Annotated in this window: 14 protein-coding genes; 6 read left to right on the top strand and 8 right to left on the bottom strand. The window is 64.3% G+C overall.

Features of this window, described 5'->3' with window-relative positions; all coding sequences use genetic code 11:
• Positions 1 to 24: 24 nt before the first annotated feature.
• Together OVY29_RS00500 and OVY29_RS00495 are read left to right on the top strand one after the other, a co-directional pair.
• Complete coding sequence (locus OVY29_RS00500) at positions 25 to 1,179, top strand: endo-1,4-beta-xylanase (RefSeq protein WP_313910627.1); 1,155 nt, start codon at positions 25 to 27, stop codon at positions 1,177 to 1,179.
• Positions 1,176 to 2,120 carry a family 43 glycosylhydrolase gene (locus OVY29_RS00495; RefSeq protein ID WP_313910626.1) on the top strand — a complete coding sequence of 315 codons (945 nt, stop codon included), beginning with the start codon at positions 1,176 to 1,178 and terminating at the stop codon, positions 2,118 to 2,120. Before OVY29_RS00500 ends, OVY29_RS00495 begins: the two co-directional genes overlap by 4 nt.
• Position 2,121: 1 nt before the next feature.
• On the opposite strand, the gene OVY29_RS00490 is transcribed toward OVY29_RS00495, so the two are convergent.
• The gene (locus OVY29_RS00490; RefSeq protein WP_235211465.1) at positions 2,122 to 2,853 is read right to left on the bottom strand and encodes a FadR/GntR family transcriptional regulator; all 732 of its coding nucleotides are present in this window, start codon (positions 2,851 to 2,853) and stop codon (positions 2,122 to 2,124) included.
• Positions 2,854 to 2,985: 132 nt separating this feature from the next.
• On the opposite strand from OVY29_RS00490, the gene OVY29_RS00485 reads away from it, so the two are divergent.
• The 3 genes from OVY29_RS00485 (at position 2,986) to OVY29_RS00475 (ending at position 7,111) form a co-directional block, all read left to right on the top strand.
• Positions 2,986 to 4,515: a sulfatase-like hydrolase/transferase gene (locus tag OVY29_RS00485; protein ID WP_313910625.1), complete on the top strand. Its 1,530-nt coding sequence runs from the start codon at positions 2,986 to 2,988 to the stop codon at positions 4,513 to 4,515.
• 107 nt (positions 4,516 to 4,622) lie between these two features.
• Positions 4,623 to 5,543 carry a formylglycine-generating enzyme family protein gene (locus OVY29_RS00480; RefSeq protein WP_313912032.1) on the top strand — a complete coding sequence of 307 codons (921 nt, stop codon included), beginning with the start codon at positions 4,623 to 4,625 and terminating at the stop codon, positions 5,541 to 5,543.
• 2 nt (positions 5,544 to 5,545) lie between these two features.
• A complete protein-coding gene (locus OVY29_RS00475; RefSeq protein WP_313910624.1) occupies positions 5,546 to 7,111 on the top strand; it encodes a sulfatase in 1,566 nt (521 codons plus the stop codon).
• 67 nt (positions 7,112 to 7,178) lie between these two features.
• Here the strand turns inward: OVY29_RS00475 and OVY29_RS00470 are convergent, their stop codons facing one another.
• The 6 genes from OVY29_RS00470 to OVY29_RS00445 all read right to left on the bottom strand — a co-directional run bounded on the left by OVY29_RS00470 (position 7,179) and on the right by OVY29_RS00445 (position 15,801).
• Positions 7,179 to 8,261 carry a glycoside hydrolase family 43 protein gene (locus tag OVY29_RS00470; RefSeq protein WP_313910623.1) on the bottom strand — a complete coding sequence of 361 codons (1,083 nt, stop codon included), beginning with the start codon at positions 8,259 to 8,261 and terminating at the stop codon, positions 7,179 to 7,181.
• A gap of 16 nt (positions 8,262 to 8,277) precedes the next feature.
• Complete coding sequence (locus tag OVY29_RS00465; protein WP_052182100.1) at positions 8,278 to 11,076, bottom strand: TonB-dependent receptor; 2,799 nt, start codon at positions 11,074 to 11,076, stop codon at positions 8,278 to 8,280.
• Positions 11,077 to 11,262: 186 nt separating this feature from the next.
• Positions 11,263 to 12,684, bottom strand: coding sequence for a sulfatase (locus tag OVY29_RS00460; RefSeq protein ID WP_081933015.1), 1,422 nt, complete (start codon positions 12,682 to 12,684; stop codon positions 11,263 to 11,265).
• A 26-nt stretch (positions 12,685 to 12,710) separates the two neighbouring features.
• Entirely contained in the window at positions 12,711 to 13,340 is a 630-nt protein-coding gene (locus tag OVY29_RS00455; RefSeq protein WP_313910622.1) for a 2-dehydro-3-deoxy-6-phosphogalactonate aldolase, read from the bottom strand.
• Complete coding sequence (locus OVY29_RS00450) at positions 13,337 to 14,212, bottom strand: 2-dehydro-3-deoxygalactonokinase (protein WP_037554325.1); 876 nt, start codon at positions 14,210 to 14,212, stop codon at positions 13,337 to 13,339. The genes OVY29_RS00455 and OVY29_RS00450 overlap by 4 nt, the downstream gene beginning before the upstream one ends.
• Positions 14,206 to 15,801, bottom strand: a complete 1,596-nt coding sequence (locus OVY29_RS00445; RefSeq protein WP_037554324.1) for a sodium/sugar symporter — start codon at positions 15,799 to 15,801, stop codon at positions 14,206 to 14,208. The genes OVY29_RS00450 and OVY29_RS00445 overlap by 7 nt, the downstream gene beginning before the upstream one ends.
• A 125-nt stretch (positions 15,802 to 15,926) precedes the next feature.
• Here OVY29_RS00445 and OVY29_RS00440 point away from each other — a divergent pair, with 125 nt between their 5' ends.
• Complete coding sequence (locus OVY29_RS00440) at positions 15,927 to 16,667, top strand: FadR/GntR family transcriptional regulator (protein WP_052182112.1); 741 nt, start codon at positions 15,927 to 15,929, stop codon at positions 16,665 to 16,667.
• 15 nt (positions 16,668 to 16,682) lie between these two features.
• Here OVY29_RS00440 and OVY29_RS00435 read toward each other — a convergent pair whose 3' ends face one another.
• Entirely contained in the window at positions 16,683 to 17,828 is a 1,146-nt protein-coding gene (locus OVY29_RS00435; RefSeq protein ID WP_313910621.1) for an aldose epimerase family protein, read from the bottom strand.
• Position 17,829: the final 1 nt, after the last annotated feature.

Below are 17,829 nucleotides of genomic sequence, written 5' to 3'. Positions count from 1 at the left end.
GACACCACAAGAGGGAGAAGAGACATGATCCGCCGGAGTTTCCTGCTCACCGCCGCCGCCGCGTTCACCATCGCCGCCACTGCCGCCCAGCCTGCCGCCGCGCGCGAGCAATGGACGAAGGAACAGGCGAACAGCTGGTACGACAAGCAGCCGTGGCTGATCGGCTCCAATTACAACCCCGGCTCGGCGGTCAACGAGCTCGAGATGTGGCACGAACCCACTTTCGATCCGGCGACGATCGACAAGGAACTCGGCTGGGCGTCCAGCATCGGCATGAACACGATGCGCGTCTTCCTGCACAACCTGCTCTGGGAAAACGACCCCGAAGGCCTCAAAAAGCGGATGAACGAATTTCTGGTCATCGCCGACAAGCACAAGATCAAGATCATGTTCGTGCTGTTCGACAGCGTGTGGGATCCGAACCCGGTCTATGGCCTGCAGAGCCCGCCGATCCCCGGCGTCCACAATTCGCGCTGGGTGCAGGCGCCGGGCGAGCCGCGGCTGAAGGACGCAAGCCAATATCACAAGCTCGAAGGTTATGTGAAAGACATCGTCGGCACCTTTGCCGGCGACAAGCGCATCATCGCCTGGGACGTGTGGAACGAGCCGAACAACAAGGGCGGCGGCAATTACGAGCACATCCCCGACAAGAATAAATATGTCGCGCTGCTGCTGCCGCAGGTCTTCGAATGGGCGCGCAGCGCCAACCCCAGCCAGCCGCTGACCTCGGGCGTCTGGATCGGCGAGAATTGGGACAATATGGACAAGGTCGACGCGGTCGAGCGCACGCAACTCACCCAGTCGGACATCAACAGCTTCCACGATTACAGCTGGCCCGAAAAGTTCGAAAAGCGCGCGAAGCAGATGCTGAGCTATGGCCGGCCGGTGCTCTGCACCGAATATATGGCGCGCGGCAACGGCTCGACCTTCGACGGATCGCTGCCGATCGGCAAGAAATACAATATCGGCATGTATAACTGGGGCTTCGCCGACGGGAAGACGCAGACGCGCCTGCCGTGGGATAGCTGGAAAAAGCCCTATACCTATGACGAGCCTACGATCTGGTTCCACGAGGTCTTCCGCGCCGACGGCAAGCCTTATCGCCAGGCCGAGGTCGACCTGATCAAGCGCCTCGCCGCCGCACCCAAGGGCGTGGTCCCGATGGCGAACGCCAAATGATCCGGCGGCCGGTGCTCCGCCGCGCCCTGCTCGCCGCGCTGCTTGCCGGTTCGGCAGCGGCCGTGGCGGCGGATGCGCCGGCCCCGCTCTCGTTCGACGGCGCCGACCCCGATTTCGAAGCCGCGGACGGGCGTTATTATATCTATCCGACCAATTCGGGCGGGACCGGGCGGCTGCACGTCTGGACCTCGCCCGACCGTCGTCACTGGAAAAAGGGCGCCGAGTTGATCGCGCTCGACCGAATCGGCTGGATCGGCGACGACGGCGCGCCGCGTCACGCGCTGTGGGCGCCCGACATGATCGCCGCGAACGGCCGCCATTATCTCTATTATTCGGTCGGACCGCAGAATCCGACGCCAAGCCGGATCGGCGTCGCGACCTGCGCCGGCCTAGAAGGCCCCTGCACCGACAGCGGCAAGCCGCTGATCACCGGCGGCAAGGGGTTCGAGGCGATCGACCCTGCGGTCTTCGTCGATCCCGCAAGCAAGACACCCTACCTCTATGCCGGTGGCAGCGCGGGCGCGAAGCTGCGCGTCTGGACGCTCAAGCCCGATATGGTGACGATCGACCGCGAGATCGCCGTCGAAACGCCGCCGCATTTCACCGAAGGCGCGTTCATGCACGAACGCGGCGGCACCTATTATCTCTCCTATTCGTCGGGCAGCTATGGTCACGACAGCTATCAGGTCCACTATGCGACCGCGCCCTCGCCGACGGGCCCCTGGACCTGGCGCGGCAAGATCGTCGAGAGCGACGATCGCTTCAAGGGCCCCGGCCACCATGCTTTCCTGCACGACCCCGCCGATGGCCGCTGGTATATCGCTTATCACCGCTGGGAAGGGCAGACCGGCCCCGGCCCGTATAAGGGTAGCCGCAAATTCATCGTGCAGCCGATCGCCTATCGCGCCGATGGCACGATTGTGCCGCTGGAAATGCGCTAGGCTATTTCTCCGCGTCGTCAATCAATGTCAGAACGTCGCCGATCAGGTGGCGCATCGCGCTGCGCGCCGCGTCGGGATCGTGCGCCGCGATCGCATCGCGAACCGCGGCATGGTCGGCAACGCTGGCGGTGCGGCCCTTGATCCGGTTGGTAAAGCGGATCGAGGTGCGCAATGCCGTGCTCACCACATCGCGGAACTGGGCGTAGAAGGGATTGTTCGACGCGCGCAGCACGGCGACGTGAAAGGCGATGTCGGCCTCCAGCGTATCATCCTCGCCGCGTTCGGCCGCCGCCATACGATCGAGGCCGTCGCCGATCCGCTTGAGCTCTTCGTCGCGTCCGAACTGGGCCGCGAGCGCCGCCGCCTCGGGCTCGATCGCGACACGCAGTTGGTTGAACTGTTTGAGCAGCTCGATCGAAAATTGCCGTTCGAGCAGCCAGCGCAGCACATCGGTGTCGAACAGGTTCCACGACGAGGTCGGCTGCACCACGGTACCCTGCCGCGGCCGTGCGCTGAGCAGCCCTTTGGCGGTCAGCATCTTCACCGCCTCCCGCGTCACCGACCGGCTGACGCCATGGCGCTTGGTCAGTTCGGCTTCGGTCGGAAAAGCTTCGTCGTCGAACTGACCGGTAACGATCGCGCGCCCCAGATTGTCGAGCAGCCCATAAGTCAGATTGCGCCCGAGCGAAGCGGGGGCATCATCCTGCCCCAGTCCCGATTGTTCCCACGACACGGCGTTCGACTCCTTTCGAGAAGCCGCGAAGCGGCCTTGCGCCAATGTTTAGGCCCAACAGAAAAGTAGACAAGCTTAATTAATACGATAAATATGTATTCACCCGACAGAATCGGGAGGTTGGGAGAAAATATGTTCAATCGGTCGCTCACCGCTGCCCTCCCCGCCGCCGGAAAGGCCCGCGGCCGGCACCGCATTTTCGCCGGTGGACGTTTTTTCGCGACGGCGGCGATGAGCCTGGCGGCGATCGCGGCCGTGCCTACCGCGGCGGCCTTGGCGCAGAGTGCGCCCCCGGCGCGCGCCGCCGAAGCCGGCAAGCAAGCCGAACGCCGGCCTAATATCCTGTTCATTCTCGTCGACGACATGGGCTTCGGCGATCTGTCGGTGATGGGGAACAAGAAGGTCTGGACGCCGAACCTCGACCGCCTCGCGCGCGAAGGCGTGCTGCTCACTAAATTCTATGACGCCGCGCCGATCTGTTCATCGTCGCGCGCGGGTTTCCTGACCGGGCGCTTCCCCGCCGACGTCGGCTTTGTCGGCATTACCGGCGCGCGTGCGCGCAACGCCGAAATCGGGCAAGCCGACTGGCTCGATCCGAAACTGCCGACGATCGCGCGGCTGCTCCAGCAGAACGGCTACAAGACCGCGCATATCGGCAAGTGGCATCTCGGCGGCGGACGGGATATCGGCGATGCGCCTTGGCCGACCGCCTATGGCTTCGACAAGAGTTTCACGACCTTCGAAGGGCTCGGTCCGCGCGTGCTCGTGTCCGACGAAGAGCGTTTTCTCGCCCAGCAGTCGGACAAACTCGGCGAAGGGCCACGTTTCTGGGAGATCAAGACCAACCTCACCGGGCTTTACGCCGAGATGACGGTCGATTTTGTCGCGCAGAGTTCGCAGAAACCCTGGTTCGTGAACCTGTGGCTCAACGACATCCATGATCCGTGGGCGCCCGACGACGAAAGCCTGTCCGACGTCATGGGCAAGGGGGAGTCGTCGGACGACGACCGGATGCTCGCCTCGCTGGTCAAGATGGACAAGACGCTCGGGAGCCTGTTCGACCGCCTCGACCAGATGGGCGAGATGGACAATACGCTGATCCTCTTCACGTCGGACAATGGGCCCTCCCCGCTCGCGCGCTATTATGAGCGCGGCGAGACCGCGCCGGGAAGCACCGAGGGGCTGCGCGGCCGCAAGTTCAGCCTTTATGAAGGCGGCATCCGCCAGCCGCTGATCCTTTATTGGCGCGGCCATATGAAGGCGGGAACGCGCGACGAGCTGACGGTGGCGCAGGGCGTCGACCTGCTACCGACCTTCGCGAGCATCCTCGGCGTCAAGAAACCCGCGGGCAGCGTCGGCATCGATCTGTCGCCGGCGCTGCGCGGTCAGCCGGTCACGCAGCGGCCCGACCTGTTCTGGGCCTATGGCAAGGAAGGGCGCCCCCTCTTGGGCAAGCCCAGCCAGCCGATCGACGTGTCGCCGCGCTTTGCGGTGCGCGAGGGCGACTGGAAACTTCTCGCGAACGATGGCGGCACCGACGTCGAGCTCTATAACCTCGTGCGCGATCCCAGGGAAAAACAGGATCTCGCGGCAGGTGAGCCCGAAGTGCGCGGGCGCTTGCTGGCGAAACTGAAGAAATGGCTTGCCCAGCTGCCCAAATAGGCGCGCAGTCAAACAAACAAGCCAAACCCGAGAATCGAAATGATCGCCCGACCATGAAAGCCGCATCGCGCCGTGCCGCCCCCGCCCCCGCCCCGTCGCTCGACGGTATGCGTTTCATCGAGGGCGGCGCCTTCACCATGGGGTCGGACCGCTTCTACCCCGAAGAACGGCCGCTGCGCCGCGTCAAGGTCGACAGCTTCTGGATCGACGAGACGCCGGTAACCAACGCCGCTTTCGCCGAATTCGTCGCCGCGACCGGCTATCGCACCCTTGCCGAACTGCCGCCCGATCCCAAGCTGTACCCCGGCGCCGATCTCGAGGGCGTCGAGCCCGGATCGCTGCTGTTCCAGAAAGCCGACGGACTTATCCCGCTCGACGATCCGTCGGGATGGTGGGCCTTCGTTCCCCGCGCCGACTGGCGGCATCCGACCGGCCCCGAAAGCTCGATCCAAGGCATGGAGGACCATCCGGTCGTCCATGTCGCGTACTGCGATGCCGAGGCTTATGCGAAATGGGCGGGCAAGGCGCTGCCGACCGAGGCAGAATGGGAATATGCCGCGCGCGGCGGCGTCGACGGGCGGGAATTTGCGTGGGGCGACGAACTGGCGCCGGGCGGCGCTATCCTTGCCAATTATTGGCTCGGCCTCTTCCCCGTCTCGACGACCAAGCCCGACGGTAATTACCGCACGACGCCGGTCGGCAGCTTTCCCGCCAATGGCTACGGCCTTTTCGACATGATCGGCAACGTCTGGGAATGGACGCGCGACTGGTATGCGGCGCCGCAGGCGGCAAAGAGCAAATCGCCGTGCTGCGCTATCGCCAATCCCCGCGGCGCGACGCTCGCGCAAAGCTATGACGATGCGACACCCGGCGCGCGCATCGGTCGCAAGGTCATGAAGGGCGGATCGCACCTCTGCGCCGTCAACTATTGCCAGCGCTACCGCCCGGCGGCGCGGCATCCGCAACATGTCGATAGCGCGACGAGCCACATCGGCTTTCGCTGCGTGTCGCGACGAAAGGGAGAATGAAGATGCGACGGACCGCCCACTGGAGCCGCCGGGCGATGCTCGCCCTGCTGATCACGGCAACCTCGGCGTGCAGCCAGACGCCTGCGCCGCGGGCGGGGCTGACGCCTGCGCCGGCACCCGCGAGTGCGCAGCGCCCCAATGTTCTCCTGATCCTCGTCGACGATCTCAAGCCCGCGCTCGGCACCTATGGCGACCGCACCGCGATCACGCCGAACATGGACCGGCTCGCGCAGCGCGGCCTGAAGTTCAATCTTGCTTACGCCAATGAAGCCGTCTGCGGGCCGAGCCGCATCAATTTGATGACCGGCGCGCGCTCGACGAGCAGCGGCATCTATAATTTCGGAATGAACCTGCGCGATTATATGCCGGGCGCAGTGACGCTTCCCGAGCATTTCATGCGCGCGGGCTATCACACCGAAAGCATGGGCAAGGTCTATCACATCGGCCATGGCACCGTCGGCGACACCGCCGGCTGGTCGGTCCCGCATCACAAAGAAAAGGTGATCGAATATGTCGATCCCGCGAGCACTGGCGGCAAGCCGACGCAGGAAGAGGCGCTGTTCGAAGAGGTTCCGGTGCCCGAGGGCAATCCCTTTGCCTATGCGCGCACGTTAGGGCGCGGCGCCGCGTGGGAAATGCCCGACGTCGCCGACGATGCCTATGCCGACGGTCGTACCGCCAAGCGCGCCGGGGAGCGGCTGAAGGCGCTGAAACAGGGCAACCGGCCCTTCTTCCTCGCGGTCGGATTTGCGCGCCCGCACCTGCCCTTCTCGGTGCCGAAGCGCTATTGGGACTTGTATGATCCGGCAAAGCTGCCGATGCCCGATTTCGAGCAACTGCCCGCTGGCGCGCCCGCCTATACCGACAAGCAAGGCGGCGAGATAACGGCCTATCGCGAGCCGCCGGAGGATGTTCGCGGCGACAAATTCCCCGCCGAGCTGAAACGCACGCTGCTGCACGGCTATTATGCCGGCGTCTCCTACGTCGACGTCCAGATCGGCAAGGTGCTAAAAGCGCTCGAACGCGAAGGGCTTGCCGATAACACGATCGTCGTCCTGTGGGGCGACCATGGCTATCACCTGGGCGATCATGGTATTTGGACCAAGCACACAAACATGGAGCAGGCGACGCGCATCCCGCTGATCTTCGCCGGCCCCGGCGTCGTCAAGGGACGCGCGACCGACCAGCTTGCCGAAACCGTCGATATCTATCCGACGCTCGCCGCGCTCGCCGCCCTGCCCGCCCCCACCGGGCCGCAGCCGATCGACGGCACCTCGCTCGCGCCGGTGCTGCACGACCCGGCGGCGCGCGTGCGCAGTTACGCCTATCACGCCTATCCGCGCCCCGGACGGCTCGGGCAGGCGATCCGCACCGACCGCTATCGCCTCGTCCGCTGGACCGAAGAAAAGACCGGCGCGCGCGACTATGAGCTCTATGACCTCGTCGCCGATCCCGAAGAGACGCGCAACCAGGCGAACGATCTCCCCAAGATACGCGCCGAGCTCGACGCGATCCTCGACAGCCAGCCCGCGGCGCGACCGATCAACGGAAAGCCTCGCCGGAACTGAGGGATTCGGGGAATAACGAAAAGGCCGCGGTACCCGCGGCCTTTTCTTTGTCACAAGCGCAGAGCGGTCAGCGCCCTCGCGACGGAACCGGAAGCGGCGTGTCGCTGGCGACGGGCTCGCCGAACTGCGGCCACCCCGCATCGCTCCACCCGAAACGCTGGATATGCGGTGCGCGCGCGGACGTGCACTTCATCCCTGCCCCCGGATTGGCGTGATAGATGATCCAGCTTTCCCTGCCGTCGGGCGAGGTGAAAAAGCCGTTGTGCCCCGTCGCGTAGACGCCGTTCGCGCTCTTGAAGACCGGCTCGGCGGTTTTCGTCCAGACCTTCACATCGAGCACATCCGATCCCGCGGGCGCGTGGAGCAATCCCAGCGCATAATCGTCGGACCAGCAGGCGCTCGCCGAATAGGTCAGGAACAGGTCGCCCTTCGGCCCTCGCAAGAATTCGGGACCTTCGAGGATCTGGCGCCCCCCCTGCTTTTCCCATACCTTGTCGGGCATCGCGATCACGCTTTCGGGTCCGGTGAGCGTCCAGGGGTTGCTCATCGCGGCAATCGCCAGCCCGCTGTCGGAACCGATATAGGGCGAGTACGCAAAATAGCGTTTGCCGCCATGTTCGAAGACCGTGCCGTCGATCCCGGCATGCGCGGTATTCACGCGTCCCCTGTCGACCCATTCGCCCTGCATCGGATCGGCGCCGCTGTTCTCGAGGACGAAGACCGCGCGGTGCTTGTCGTCCTTGAAGCCGCTCGCGGTCGCCGAATAATAGAGATACCATTTCCCGTCGAGCCGGTGCAATTCGGGCGCCCAGATGCTGTGTGCGTTCGGCCCCCTGGCGGGGGGAGTCCACACGACCCGCTTCTCGGCATTTGCGAGGTCGGCGATATTGCCTGTCCGCCAGAGCATGATGCGGTTGCCGAGCGTGTGCGTGTAATAATAGAGGCCGTCCACCTGCGTGATCCACGGATCGGGGCCCGAGGTCAGCAGCGGGTTGGTGAAGGTCGCCGCGGCTGGCGCCTCCGCACCGCCCGGCCCGGCCAGCACCGTCACCGACATCAGCATCGCAAGCACCGCCGCTGGGCGCCGAACGAGTCCGTTTTTGGGGCGGCGGATCGAACCTGCCGTCCCCTTCCTATATGCGACCTTCATCCATTTCCTCGTCAGCTCAGAATTTCACGCGGGCGCCGATGCTATAAACCGTCTCATCGCCTTGCAGCGCAAACACGACCCGCTTGTCGCCCCAATATGTCGATGTCTTGTTGCGGAGGATATTGGTACCGCCGATGTCGAGCCGCAGCGCGTCGGTCACATCATAGCCGATGCTGAAGTCGAGACGGCCGGCGGGGCGGACATAGGACAGGAACACCGGGATATAGGGATCCTGAACCGGCCGGCTCTCATCATAAGGCCGGACCGCGACGCCGCCGGTGTTGTCGCCGTTGATATATTTGGAGCGGAAGGTCCAGATCAGGCGTCCGCTTAGGCCTTTTTTATCGTAGAGAAGCCCGGCGGTGTAATTATATTTGGACACGCCCACCAGCGGGTTGCCCGCGAGCGGATCGTCACCCTTGACCTTCGAATCCGCCAGCGTGAACGCCCCCTGCACGCCGAAGCCCGAAAGAGCGCCCGGCAGGAAGTCGAAGAAATATTGCGCGCTGACCTCGATACCTTTGAGGTCGACCGACCCGACGTTGCGCGGGGTGGAGATCAGGTAATTTTCGCCCCCGATCTCCTCCTGCCGGTTTGCCGTGACGACGCGGTCCTTGATCGAACGATAATAGCCGGTGACCGCAACATAGCCGCTGTCGAAATAATATTCGGCGGTCAGATCGATGCTGTCCGATTTCTGCGGACGCAAATCGGGATTGCCGCGCGTGCCGTTGTTGATCAGGAACACATTGCCGACGACGGTGAGCGATTCCGCGGGGTTGAGCGAGCCGAAATCGGGGCGCCGCATCGACCGCGAATAGGTCAGGCGCGTCTGGAACGAGCCCGGGAACTTCAGGCGTGCGGTCGCCGACGGCAGGATGTCGACGTCCGACCGTTTGGCGACGATCGGACTGAAGGTGTCGCTGTCCCCGACGCGCTCGAAACCCGAGATGGTGCGGTCGGTCTTGACGACGCGGGTGCCGACCACGCCATCGAGGGTGAGCGCACCGATCGGGATTTCATAGCTGCCTTCCATATAGGCGGCGTAAGTCGCCTCGTTGGCGTTGAATTCCTTGGTCGGATCGTACGCCGGTGCCGCGAGCGGCAGGCCGAATAGATCGCGCAGTTCGTTGCGCCCGCGTTCGGACCGCAGATAGGCGGGGTTCACGCCCAGAAACGCCTGCCCGCCATTGAGCCGCGGCGCGACGCCGATCACGCCCAGGAAATCGGGTGACAGGGGCAAAGAGGAAATTAGCCGCGCATTCGCTTCCGACGGCGTGCCGATATTGCCGAAACCGATCGACTGCACGGTGTTCGTCTGGCGCACTTGCTGGAACAGCGCCTCGCGCTTGGCATAACGCAAGCCGCCGCGAAGCTTGGTCAGGATGCCGTCGAATTCATATTCGCTGTCGAGCCGCGCCTGAAACAGGCTGCCCTCGCCGGCCGAGAAATTCTGGTTGATCGAATTGCGCAGCGAGACATTTTCCGAGCTGAGCGGGATCGACGGGTCGATGGTGAACGAAGGACCGTTGTTGTCGTTGAATTCGACGAACACTGTTGGCACGCGCTGCCCGATCTCGGCATTGAAATTCTCGGTCACCGAGCGCGACGTCTGATAAGCGACATCGACCTTGAGCACTCCGCGATCCTGTTCGAAGATCAGGCCGCCAGCGATCATCTTGTTGCGCTGCGTCACCTCTTCGGACGAGCTGTTCTGGTTGATCACGACATTGTTGAAACGCGCGCTCGTCGGCTCGCACATCGTTCTGACGGTCGCGGGCTGAAGCGTCTGCGTACCGTCGGCATTGTTGACGATCTGCGGGTTGGTCCCGGCGCCGTTGACGCGCGCGTCGATGCAGTAATCGCTGAGGGTCACCTCCGAAATCTGCGAACCATTTGTGAAAGGCTGGGGGTTGAAGCCGGCGAAGCCCGTGGTGCTGTTGAAATAGGTATAAAGGCCGTCGGCATAGAATTGCAGCGACGGGGTCGCCTGCCATTGCAGCGCGGCATTGGCCTGGAACCGTTTGATGTCGCCGACGTCGGGCATGTTGCGCAGCACCTGCGGCATCATGATGTCGGCCGTACCGAACGGCGCGCCCGAGACGAAACGGCGTTCACCCAGATTGGTGACGCTGCGGATATTCTCGGCCTGCGACCAGGTCACATTGACCAGCGCGCCGATCTCGCCGATCGAGGAATCGGTCTTGGCGGCCGCGAGCGCCCCGAGCTGCGGATTGCTCGCGTCGGCGATCGTCGCGTAATTCTGGCGCGCGGTCAGGACGAACGTCGGATCGCGGAAGTCGAAGGGACGATTGAGCCGCAGGTCCAGTGCGCCGGCTACCCCGCCCTCGATCTGGTCAGCCGTCTGCGATTTGAATGCGTCGATCCGGGCCAAGGCTTCCGCGGGCACATCCTGCAAATCGAAACCGCGCCCGGTGGTGGTCACGACCTCGCGCCCGTTCACCGTGGTCAAAATGTCGGTGAGGCCGCGGATGCGGACGGTCGACAGCTCATTATTGCGGTCGTTCTGAACCTGAATGCCGGGAACGCGCTGCAGCGCGGCGGCGACGGTTGGGTCGGGCAATTTGCCGATGTCGGTCGCGACGATCGAATCGACGACCTGCGTCGCGTTGCGCTTCACTTCCGCGGCGCGTTCGAGCGACTGGCGCACGCCGGTGACGACGATATCGCCATCGGTGCTTTCGGCTTGCGGGACCGGGTCTTGCGCCGCGGGAGGCGGTGCGTCCTGAGCGACAGCCGGCATCGACACAAACACCGCCGTCGCCGAAACGGCGCCCAACAAAATCTTACGCATAACCCTCTCCCTGTTCGACGCGTTTCGCGCGTTCATCACCAACTCCGATCTCGGAGCGATTCTTAGACGATAAATAATATAAAACGGAAAATATGGCAACGCGCGATCGCGGAGGTGGCATCACCAGAAAAAATGCGCCGGAGGTGGTTCCGGCGCATCATGTGTCGGATTGAACGGCGACCGCTCTCAGTCGCCCTCGCCGTCCATCGCGCCGCGTTCGAAGCGGGGTTTGACGGGAACCGCCCCGCTGTCGCCCTGCGCCTTGCGCCATGCGGCAAGCCGACCGCGAAGGTCCGACAATGTCTTGGCATAGCGCGGGTCGCCGGCCAGGTTCACCTTCTCGTCGGGGTCCGCCTTCAGGTCATAAAGTTCCTCGGCGGGCCGCTTGTAATAGCTGTCGACGATCGCCTTGGCGGCGGGATCCTTGTCCGCCGCGTCGCGCCACGAAGGGAAATAGGCGCCCGAATCGGTGCGCTTCACCTTCAGGTCGATGTGCGTCGTATAGGTCCAGTCGGGGTGCAGATTCTCGATATATTTCCAGCGGTCGGTGCGGATGCTGCGCATCGGATAGACGTTCACGCGGCCGTCATTGTTATGCGTCGTGAAGATTTCCTTCCGGCCGCCACGTCCCTGCCCGACGCCGAACAGGTTTGCGAAGGAAAGGCCGTCGATGCCCTCGGGTTTCTTGCCGCCGGCGAGCTCGACCAAAGTCGGCAGGACATCGACCCAACTGACCATCGCGTCGGTGCGCGTCCCCGCCTTCACATGGCCGTTCCAGCGCACGACCATCGGCACGCGGGTGCCGGTGTCATAAAGGTTCCATTTGCCGAACGGCCACTGCGTGCCATGGTCGGTCGAATAAAGGACGAACGTGTCCTTCCCCAGCACCGCGTCGACCGCGTCCATCGTCGAGGCGAGATCCTGGTCCATCCGCGTGACCGCGGCATAGAAGCGTGCGCGCGCATCGCGGGTAATTGGCGTATCGACCGTCTTCGGCGGCAGCTTCATCGCCGCGGGATCATAGCCCTCGGTCGTCCGCGGCCACGGCACATGCGGCCAGTTGCTGCCGACGAACAGCGCCAGCGGGCGCTTGTCCTTGCGCTCCTTCAGCCATTCGGCCGCAGCCGGAATGCCCTTGTGATCGTGGAAGGTGTCGTTCGCATAATAATCGAAGCCATAGGTTCCGGTGTGCTGATAGTGCGCGACCTTGCCGAAGGCGACGACCTGATACCCCTGTTCCTGCAGATAGGAAGGCAGCTTGCGGATCGCCGCGTTGGCGCGGTCGTGGTTCGCCTCCGCCCCGTTGCGCGCGGGCATCATCCCGGTCAACAGCGCGGCGCGGCTCGGCGCGCAGGCGGGCGAGGCGACGAAGGCGCGGTCGAACGACATGCCTTCGGCGGCGAGGCGCTGCAAGGCGGGGGTGCGGACGTTGCCGTCGCCATTGATCGACACGTCGGTATAGCTGAGGTCGTCAGCGAGGAAGATCACGATATTGGGTTTCGCCGGCGCCTTGGCGGCGCCCTGCGCATATCCGGGCGCTGCCGCGGCGAAGGAAAAGGCGAAGATGCTCGACGCGAGCACCAGATTGCGCCGGCTGAATTTGGTCATCGGAAATCTCCCGGATTATGAAGTTATTATCGGTCCAGCGTGGCGATGAAGGCGCGCGCGCGCTCACCGACCTCGCCCGCACGCATGCCCGGCCGGTAGAGCGCCGACCCGAGGCCAAAGCCCGCGGCGCCGGCCGCTATCCATGGCGCCATATTATCGGGCGCGATGCCGCCGACCGGTAGCAGGCGCGTTCCCGCCGGAACCACCGCACCCAGCGCCTTGAGCACCGCCGGGCTGGCGGCCTCGGCGGGAAAGAGCTTCAGCGCCGTCGCGCCCGCCGCCAGCGCAGCGAACGCCTCGCTGGGGGTCGCGAAGCCCGGAAGCGACACGAGCCCTGCCCCTGCCGCCGCCGCGACGACGTCGAGGTTGGTGTTGGGCGAAATGATCATCGTTCCGCCAACGTCGGCGACTGCCGCGACATCGGCCGCGGTGAGCACCGTGCCGGCGCCGACGACCGCGCGCCCCTTCAGCCCACGGGCAAGGCGGCCGATACTGTCCAGTGGGTCGGGCGAATTCAGCGGGACTTCGATCAGCGTGAAGCCCTCCTCGACCAAAGTTTCGCCAATCGCCTCGACCTCGTCCGGTTTCACCCCGCGCAGGATAGCGATCAGCGGACAGCGCGCGAAGGCGGCGTCGAAGGCGGCAATATGGGTCATAGGGCTTTGTCTCCGATGGCGAGGATGCCGCGCGCGAAGGCGCTGTGGCTGTCGACGATCACCGGCTCGCGGCCGGTCGCCGCGACGGCGGCGGCGTAAAGATTGCCGAGCCCAGGGTCGGCAAGAATATGAATTTGCTCGAACGCGCAGTCGTCCATGCGCGCGGCGACGTCGCTGCCGATCAGCACCCCGCTCGCGAAGGACGCCGCATCGGCATCGTCGCGAAGGCCGAGCACCGATGAAGCGCGGATGCCGAACAGCGATGCGGCGAGATCGCGCCGCGCGCCCTCGGCCAGACCTTCGCGGAAGGCATCGCCATCGGTCACGTCGGCGGTCAGCGCCCCCGCGAGCAGGCTGTGCCCGCGGAGCAGCGCGAATAGCTCGCCCGTCATCGCGGTCGTAAAGCCGCTGATCCGCCCGTCCGTCATCGTCGCCCATTTGCAATGGGTTCCGGGCTGCGCGAGCAGCGCGTCGGGCGGCACCATCCAGCCCGCGACCGCGCCGAGCAACTGCACCTCCTCGCCGCGCATCACGTCCGCGCGGCCGCCTGCGGAGCAGGATACGCCGGGGACGATCGCGGTGCGGTCATCGATCCAGTCGAGCCCCGCCGCCAGCTCGTCGATCCCCGCCGGCGCCGCGACATAGGGCACGACGCGCCAGCCGACGGTCGAGCCGACCATGCCCGCGAGCAACATTGGCAGGTCGCCGGAGCGCTCGCGGATCGCCGCGACCTCGCTGGCGAAGTCGGTGACCGACGCGGCGCCGCAGTCGTCACGCTCGGTATGCGCGACCGTGCCGTCCTCGAAACGGAACACGCGCCGGTTGGTCGTGCCCCAGTCGACGGCGAGAAAGGCGGACGACGTACTCACCACCAGGTTGCGTAGAGCGCGATGAGGATCAGGATGACGCCGACGCCCGCGATGTTGAAGGTCGTCGGGGTCGCGAAGCTGACACCCTGCATCGTGATGCGGTTGGCATCGCCGCGGCCCTTGAACATCAAGCTGATCCCCACCGCGAGCGCGAGGCTGATCAGGAAGACGAGACCCATGCGGTTCATGAAGGGGAAGTCGGGCATCCCGACCTTGAACACGTAGGATAGCACGACCGACGCGATGGCTGCGGCGATCGCACCTGCTTCGCTCGCCTTTTTCCAGAACAGACCGAGCAGGAAGATCACGGTGATGCCTGGCGTGAAAAAGCCCGAGAATTCCTGAATGAACTGGAAGGCCTGATCCGAATTGCCGAGCAGCGGACGCGCGGTAAACAGCGCGATGATCACGGCGACCGTAGCGGTGACACGGCCGACCAGCACCAGATGCTTTTCATGTCCGCCGCGCCGCTCATCCTCGGCCTCGTTCGCAATGCCGCGCGCCTTCGCATAGAGGTCGAGCGTGAAGATTGTGGCGATCGAATTGATCTTGCTCGCGGTCGACGCGATGATCGCGGCGATCAACGCGGCGAAGACGAGACCGAGCAAGCCCGGGGGCAGCAGCCGCATCATCGTCGGATAGGCCTCGTCGGGCTTGGCAAGGTCGGGCGCCAGCATGACCGCGGCGATGCCCGGCAGCACGATGATCACCGGCATAAGGAGCTTGAGGAAGGCCGCGAAGATGACGCCCTTCTGCGCCTCACCCAGATCCTTCGCGGCAAGCGCGCGCTGGATGATATATTGGTTGAAACCCCAATAGCTGAGGTTCGCGATCCACATGCCGCCAACGAGCACCGCGATGCCCGGCAGATCCTTGTAGAAGGGATGGTCGGGCGCGAGGATCATGTCGAAATGGCCCGGAACGCGCTCGGTCAGGATCGAGAAGCCCGCCATCACGCCCCGCCCGTCGCTGATCTCGTTGAGCGTCAGATAGGAGATGATCAGGCCGCCCATGACGAGCAAGGTCACCTGCACGATATCGGTGAGCGCGACCGCCTTGAGCCCGCCATAGAGCTGATAGAGCAGCGCGAAAGCGCCGAGCACGATCAGCGCGACATTCTGATCGACGCCCGCGACCTTGTTGACCGCGATCGAACCGAGCCAGATGATCGAGGTCAGATTCACGAAGATGTAGAGCGCGAGCCAGAAGACTGCCATGATCACCGGCAGCGTCTTGCCGTACCGCTGCTCGAGGAACTGCGGCATCGTATAAATCTTGTTTTCGAGGAAGATCGGCAGAAAATATTTGCCCACGATCAGCAGCGTCAGCGCCGCCATCCATTCATAGGACGCGATCGCGAGACCGAGCGCATAGCCCGAACCCGACATGCCGACGATCTGCTCGGCCGAGATGTTCGCCGCGATCAGTGACGCGCCGATCGCCCACCAGGGAAGCGATTTCGACGCGAGGAAATAGTCCGACGTGTCCTTGGCATGGCCCGCCTTTTCGCGGCTGACCCATTGCGCGAGGCCGAAAATGCCGATGGCATATATGACGATGACGATGATATCGATTTGCGACAGGCCCGACATACGGACTCTCCCCTTGGCTGATTATTGAAATCACATTTATCTGATTTAAACGGCTTGTCTAGCTTCCTGTGCGGAATCGGTGATAAGGCCCGTCAAAATAGTGCGTGGAGACGAGCGTGGCGAACATGTCGGGATTGGGTATAGAAGATGCGGGGCCGCAGCTTGGCCGGAATTTGACCTATGGCATGCTCGATGCGATCGGGCGCGCGATCGTCGTCGGCGATTATGACGGGGCGATCTTTCCGACCGAAGCCGAACTTGCAAAGCAACATGGCGTCAGCCGTTCGGTAACGCGCGAAGCGGTAAAAATGCTCACCGCAAAAGGACTGCTGAGCGCGCGCCCGCGCCAGGGCACGATCGTCCAGCCGACGACATCGTGGAACCTCTTCGACACCGACGTCCTTCGCTGGCTGCTCGAGCGGCAATTTTCGATCGACCTGCTGCGGCAGTTCAACGAATTGCGCGTCGCGATCGAACCCGAGGCGGCGGCGCTCGCCGCGCGCGTCGCAACGGTGGACGATATCGAGCGCGTGAACGCGGGCCTGAAGCGAATGGAGCGCGCCGAGCGCGGCGAGGACGACACGCTGGAAAGCGACATCGCCTTCCACATCGCCGTGTTGCGCGCGTCGCGCAATCCGTTTTACGCCCAGTTCCGCGATGTCGTCAGCACGGCGCTGCGCACCTCGATCCGCTTCACCAACCGCGTCAAGGGCCGCACCGCCAATGTCGCCGACCATGCGGCGGTGCGCGACGCGATCGCGAACGGCAATCCCGACAAGGCGCGCAAGGCGATGCGCGCGCTGATCAGCGACGTGCTCGAACTGATCGAGACGGCCAAGCCCGACGGTGCCGCCGCCGGGCGGTGACGGCACCGGCGGCGCCTATTTCTTCGCCTTCCCTCCCGCCATGAGGCGATAGGTCATCACGTTACGATAGGTTTCGCCCGGAGCGAGGCGCGCGTCCGGGAAATTCTTCTGGTTCGGCGCGTCGGGAAAAATCTGCGGTTCCATCACCAGCGCGTCGCCCATCCGGTAAATCTTCTTGTCCTTGCCGTGGCTCGTCGCGTCGAAGAAATTGCCCGAATACATCTGCAGCCCCGGCTGGTTCGACCAGAGTTCGAACCCGCGGCCCGACGCCGGATCCTCGACCCGCGCCATCAGATGCTGGTCGGCGGTGACCTTGCGCCCGATCACCCAATTATGATCGTAACCGCGGCCGAACACGATCTGCTCGTCGCTGGCGTCGCGCACGCGATCACCGATCGCGGTCGGCTTGCGGAAATCGAATACCGTGCCGGCCACCGGGCGATATTCGCCGGTCGGGATCGCGCCCGAATCGGTCGGCAGATAGCTTTCCGCCGGGATCGTCACGACATGCTCCATCGCGCCGTTCGCCGATCCTTCGCCCGACAGGTTCCAATAGGCATGGTTGGTGATGTTCGCGATCGTCGGCCGGTCGGTCGTCGCGACATATTCGATGCGGAGGTCGTTCTTATCATCGAGCGAATAGATCGCATCGACCGTCATCGTGCCGGGATAGCCCTGGTCGCCGTCGGGGCTGACATAGCGCAGCGTGACCGAGGCGGTCGGCCCGCTCTTGACCGAGGTCACTTCCCACAAGACCTTGTCGAAACCGAGCGTACCGCCGTGCAGCGCGTTCGCGCCATTGTTGACCGGCGTCTGCCACGTCTTGCCGTCGAGCTTGAAGCGCCCGCCCGCCAGCCGGTTGGCGAAGCGGCCGACGGTCGATCCGAAATATTGGGGCTTGTCGATATAGTCGGAGAGATTGTCATAGCCGAGCGCGACATCGGCCTTCTTGCCGTCGCGGTCGGGCATCACCACCGATTGCAGCGTCGCGCCGAGCGCGATGACCGTTGCCGAAATGCCGTTGCCGTTGGTCAACGTCACCGCGGGCACGCTGCGCCCGTCAGGCATCTTGCCAAAGGTCGATTGCGATGCCTCGGCACCCAGTCCCGGCGTTGCCGCAACCAAGGCGGCCGCGGCGGCTCCCCAAGCCAGTTTCGTCATC

Source organism: Sphingopyxis sp. SE2 (assembly GCF_032227185.1).
In the GTDB taxonomy this organism is placed as follows: Bacteria; Pseudomonadota; Alphaproteobacteria; order Sphingomonadales; family Sphingomonadaceae; genus Sphingopyxis.
The sequence above is the reverse complement of the archived record's forward strand: the minus strand, read 5'-3'. Positions and strand labels throughout refer to the sequence as shown.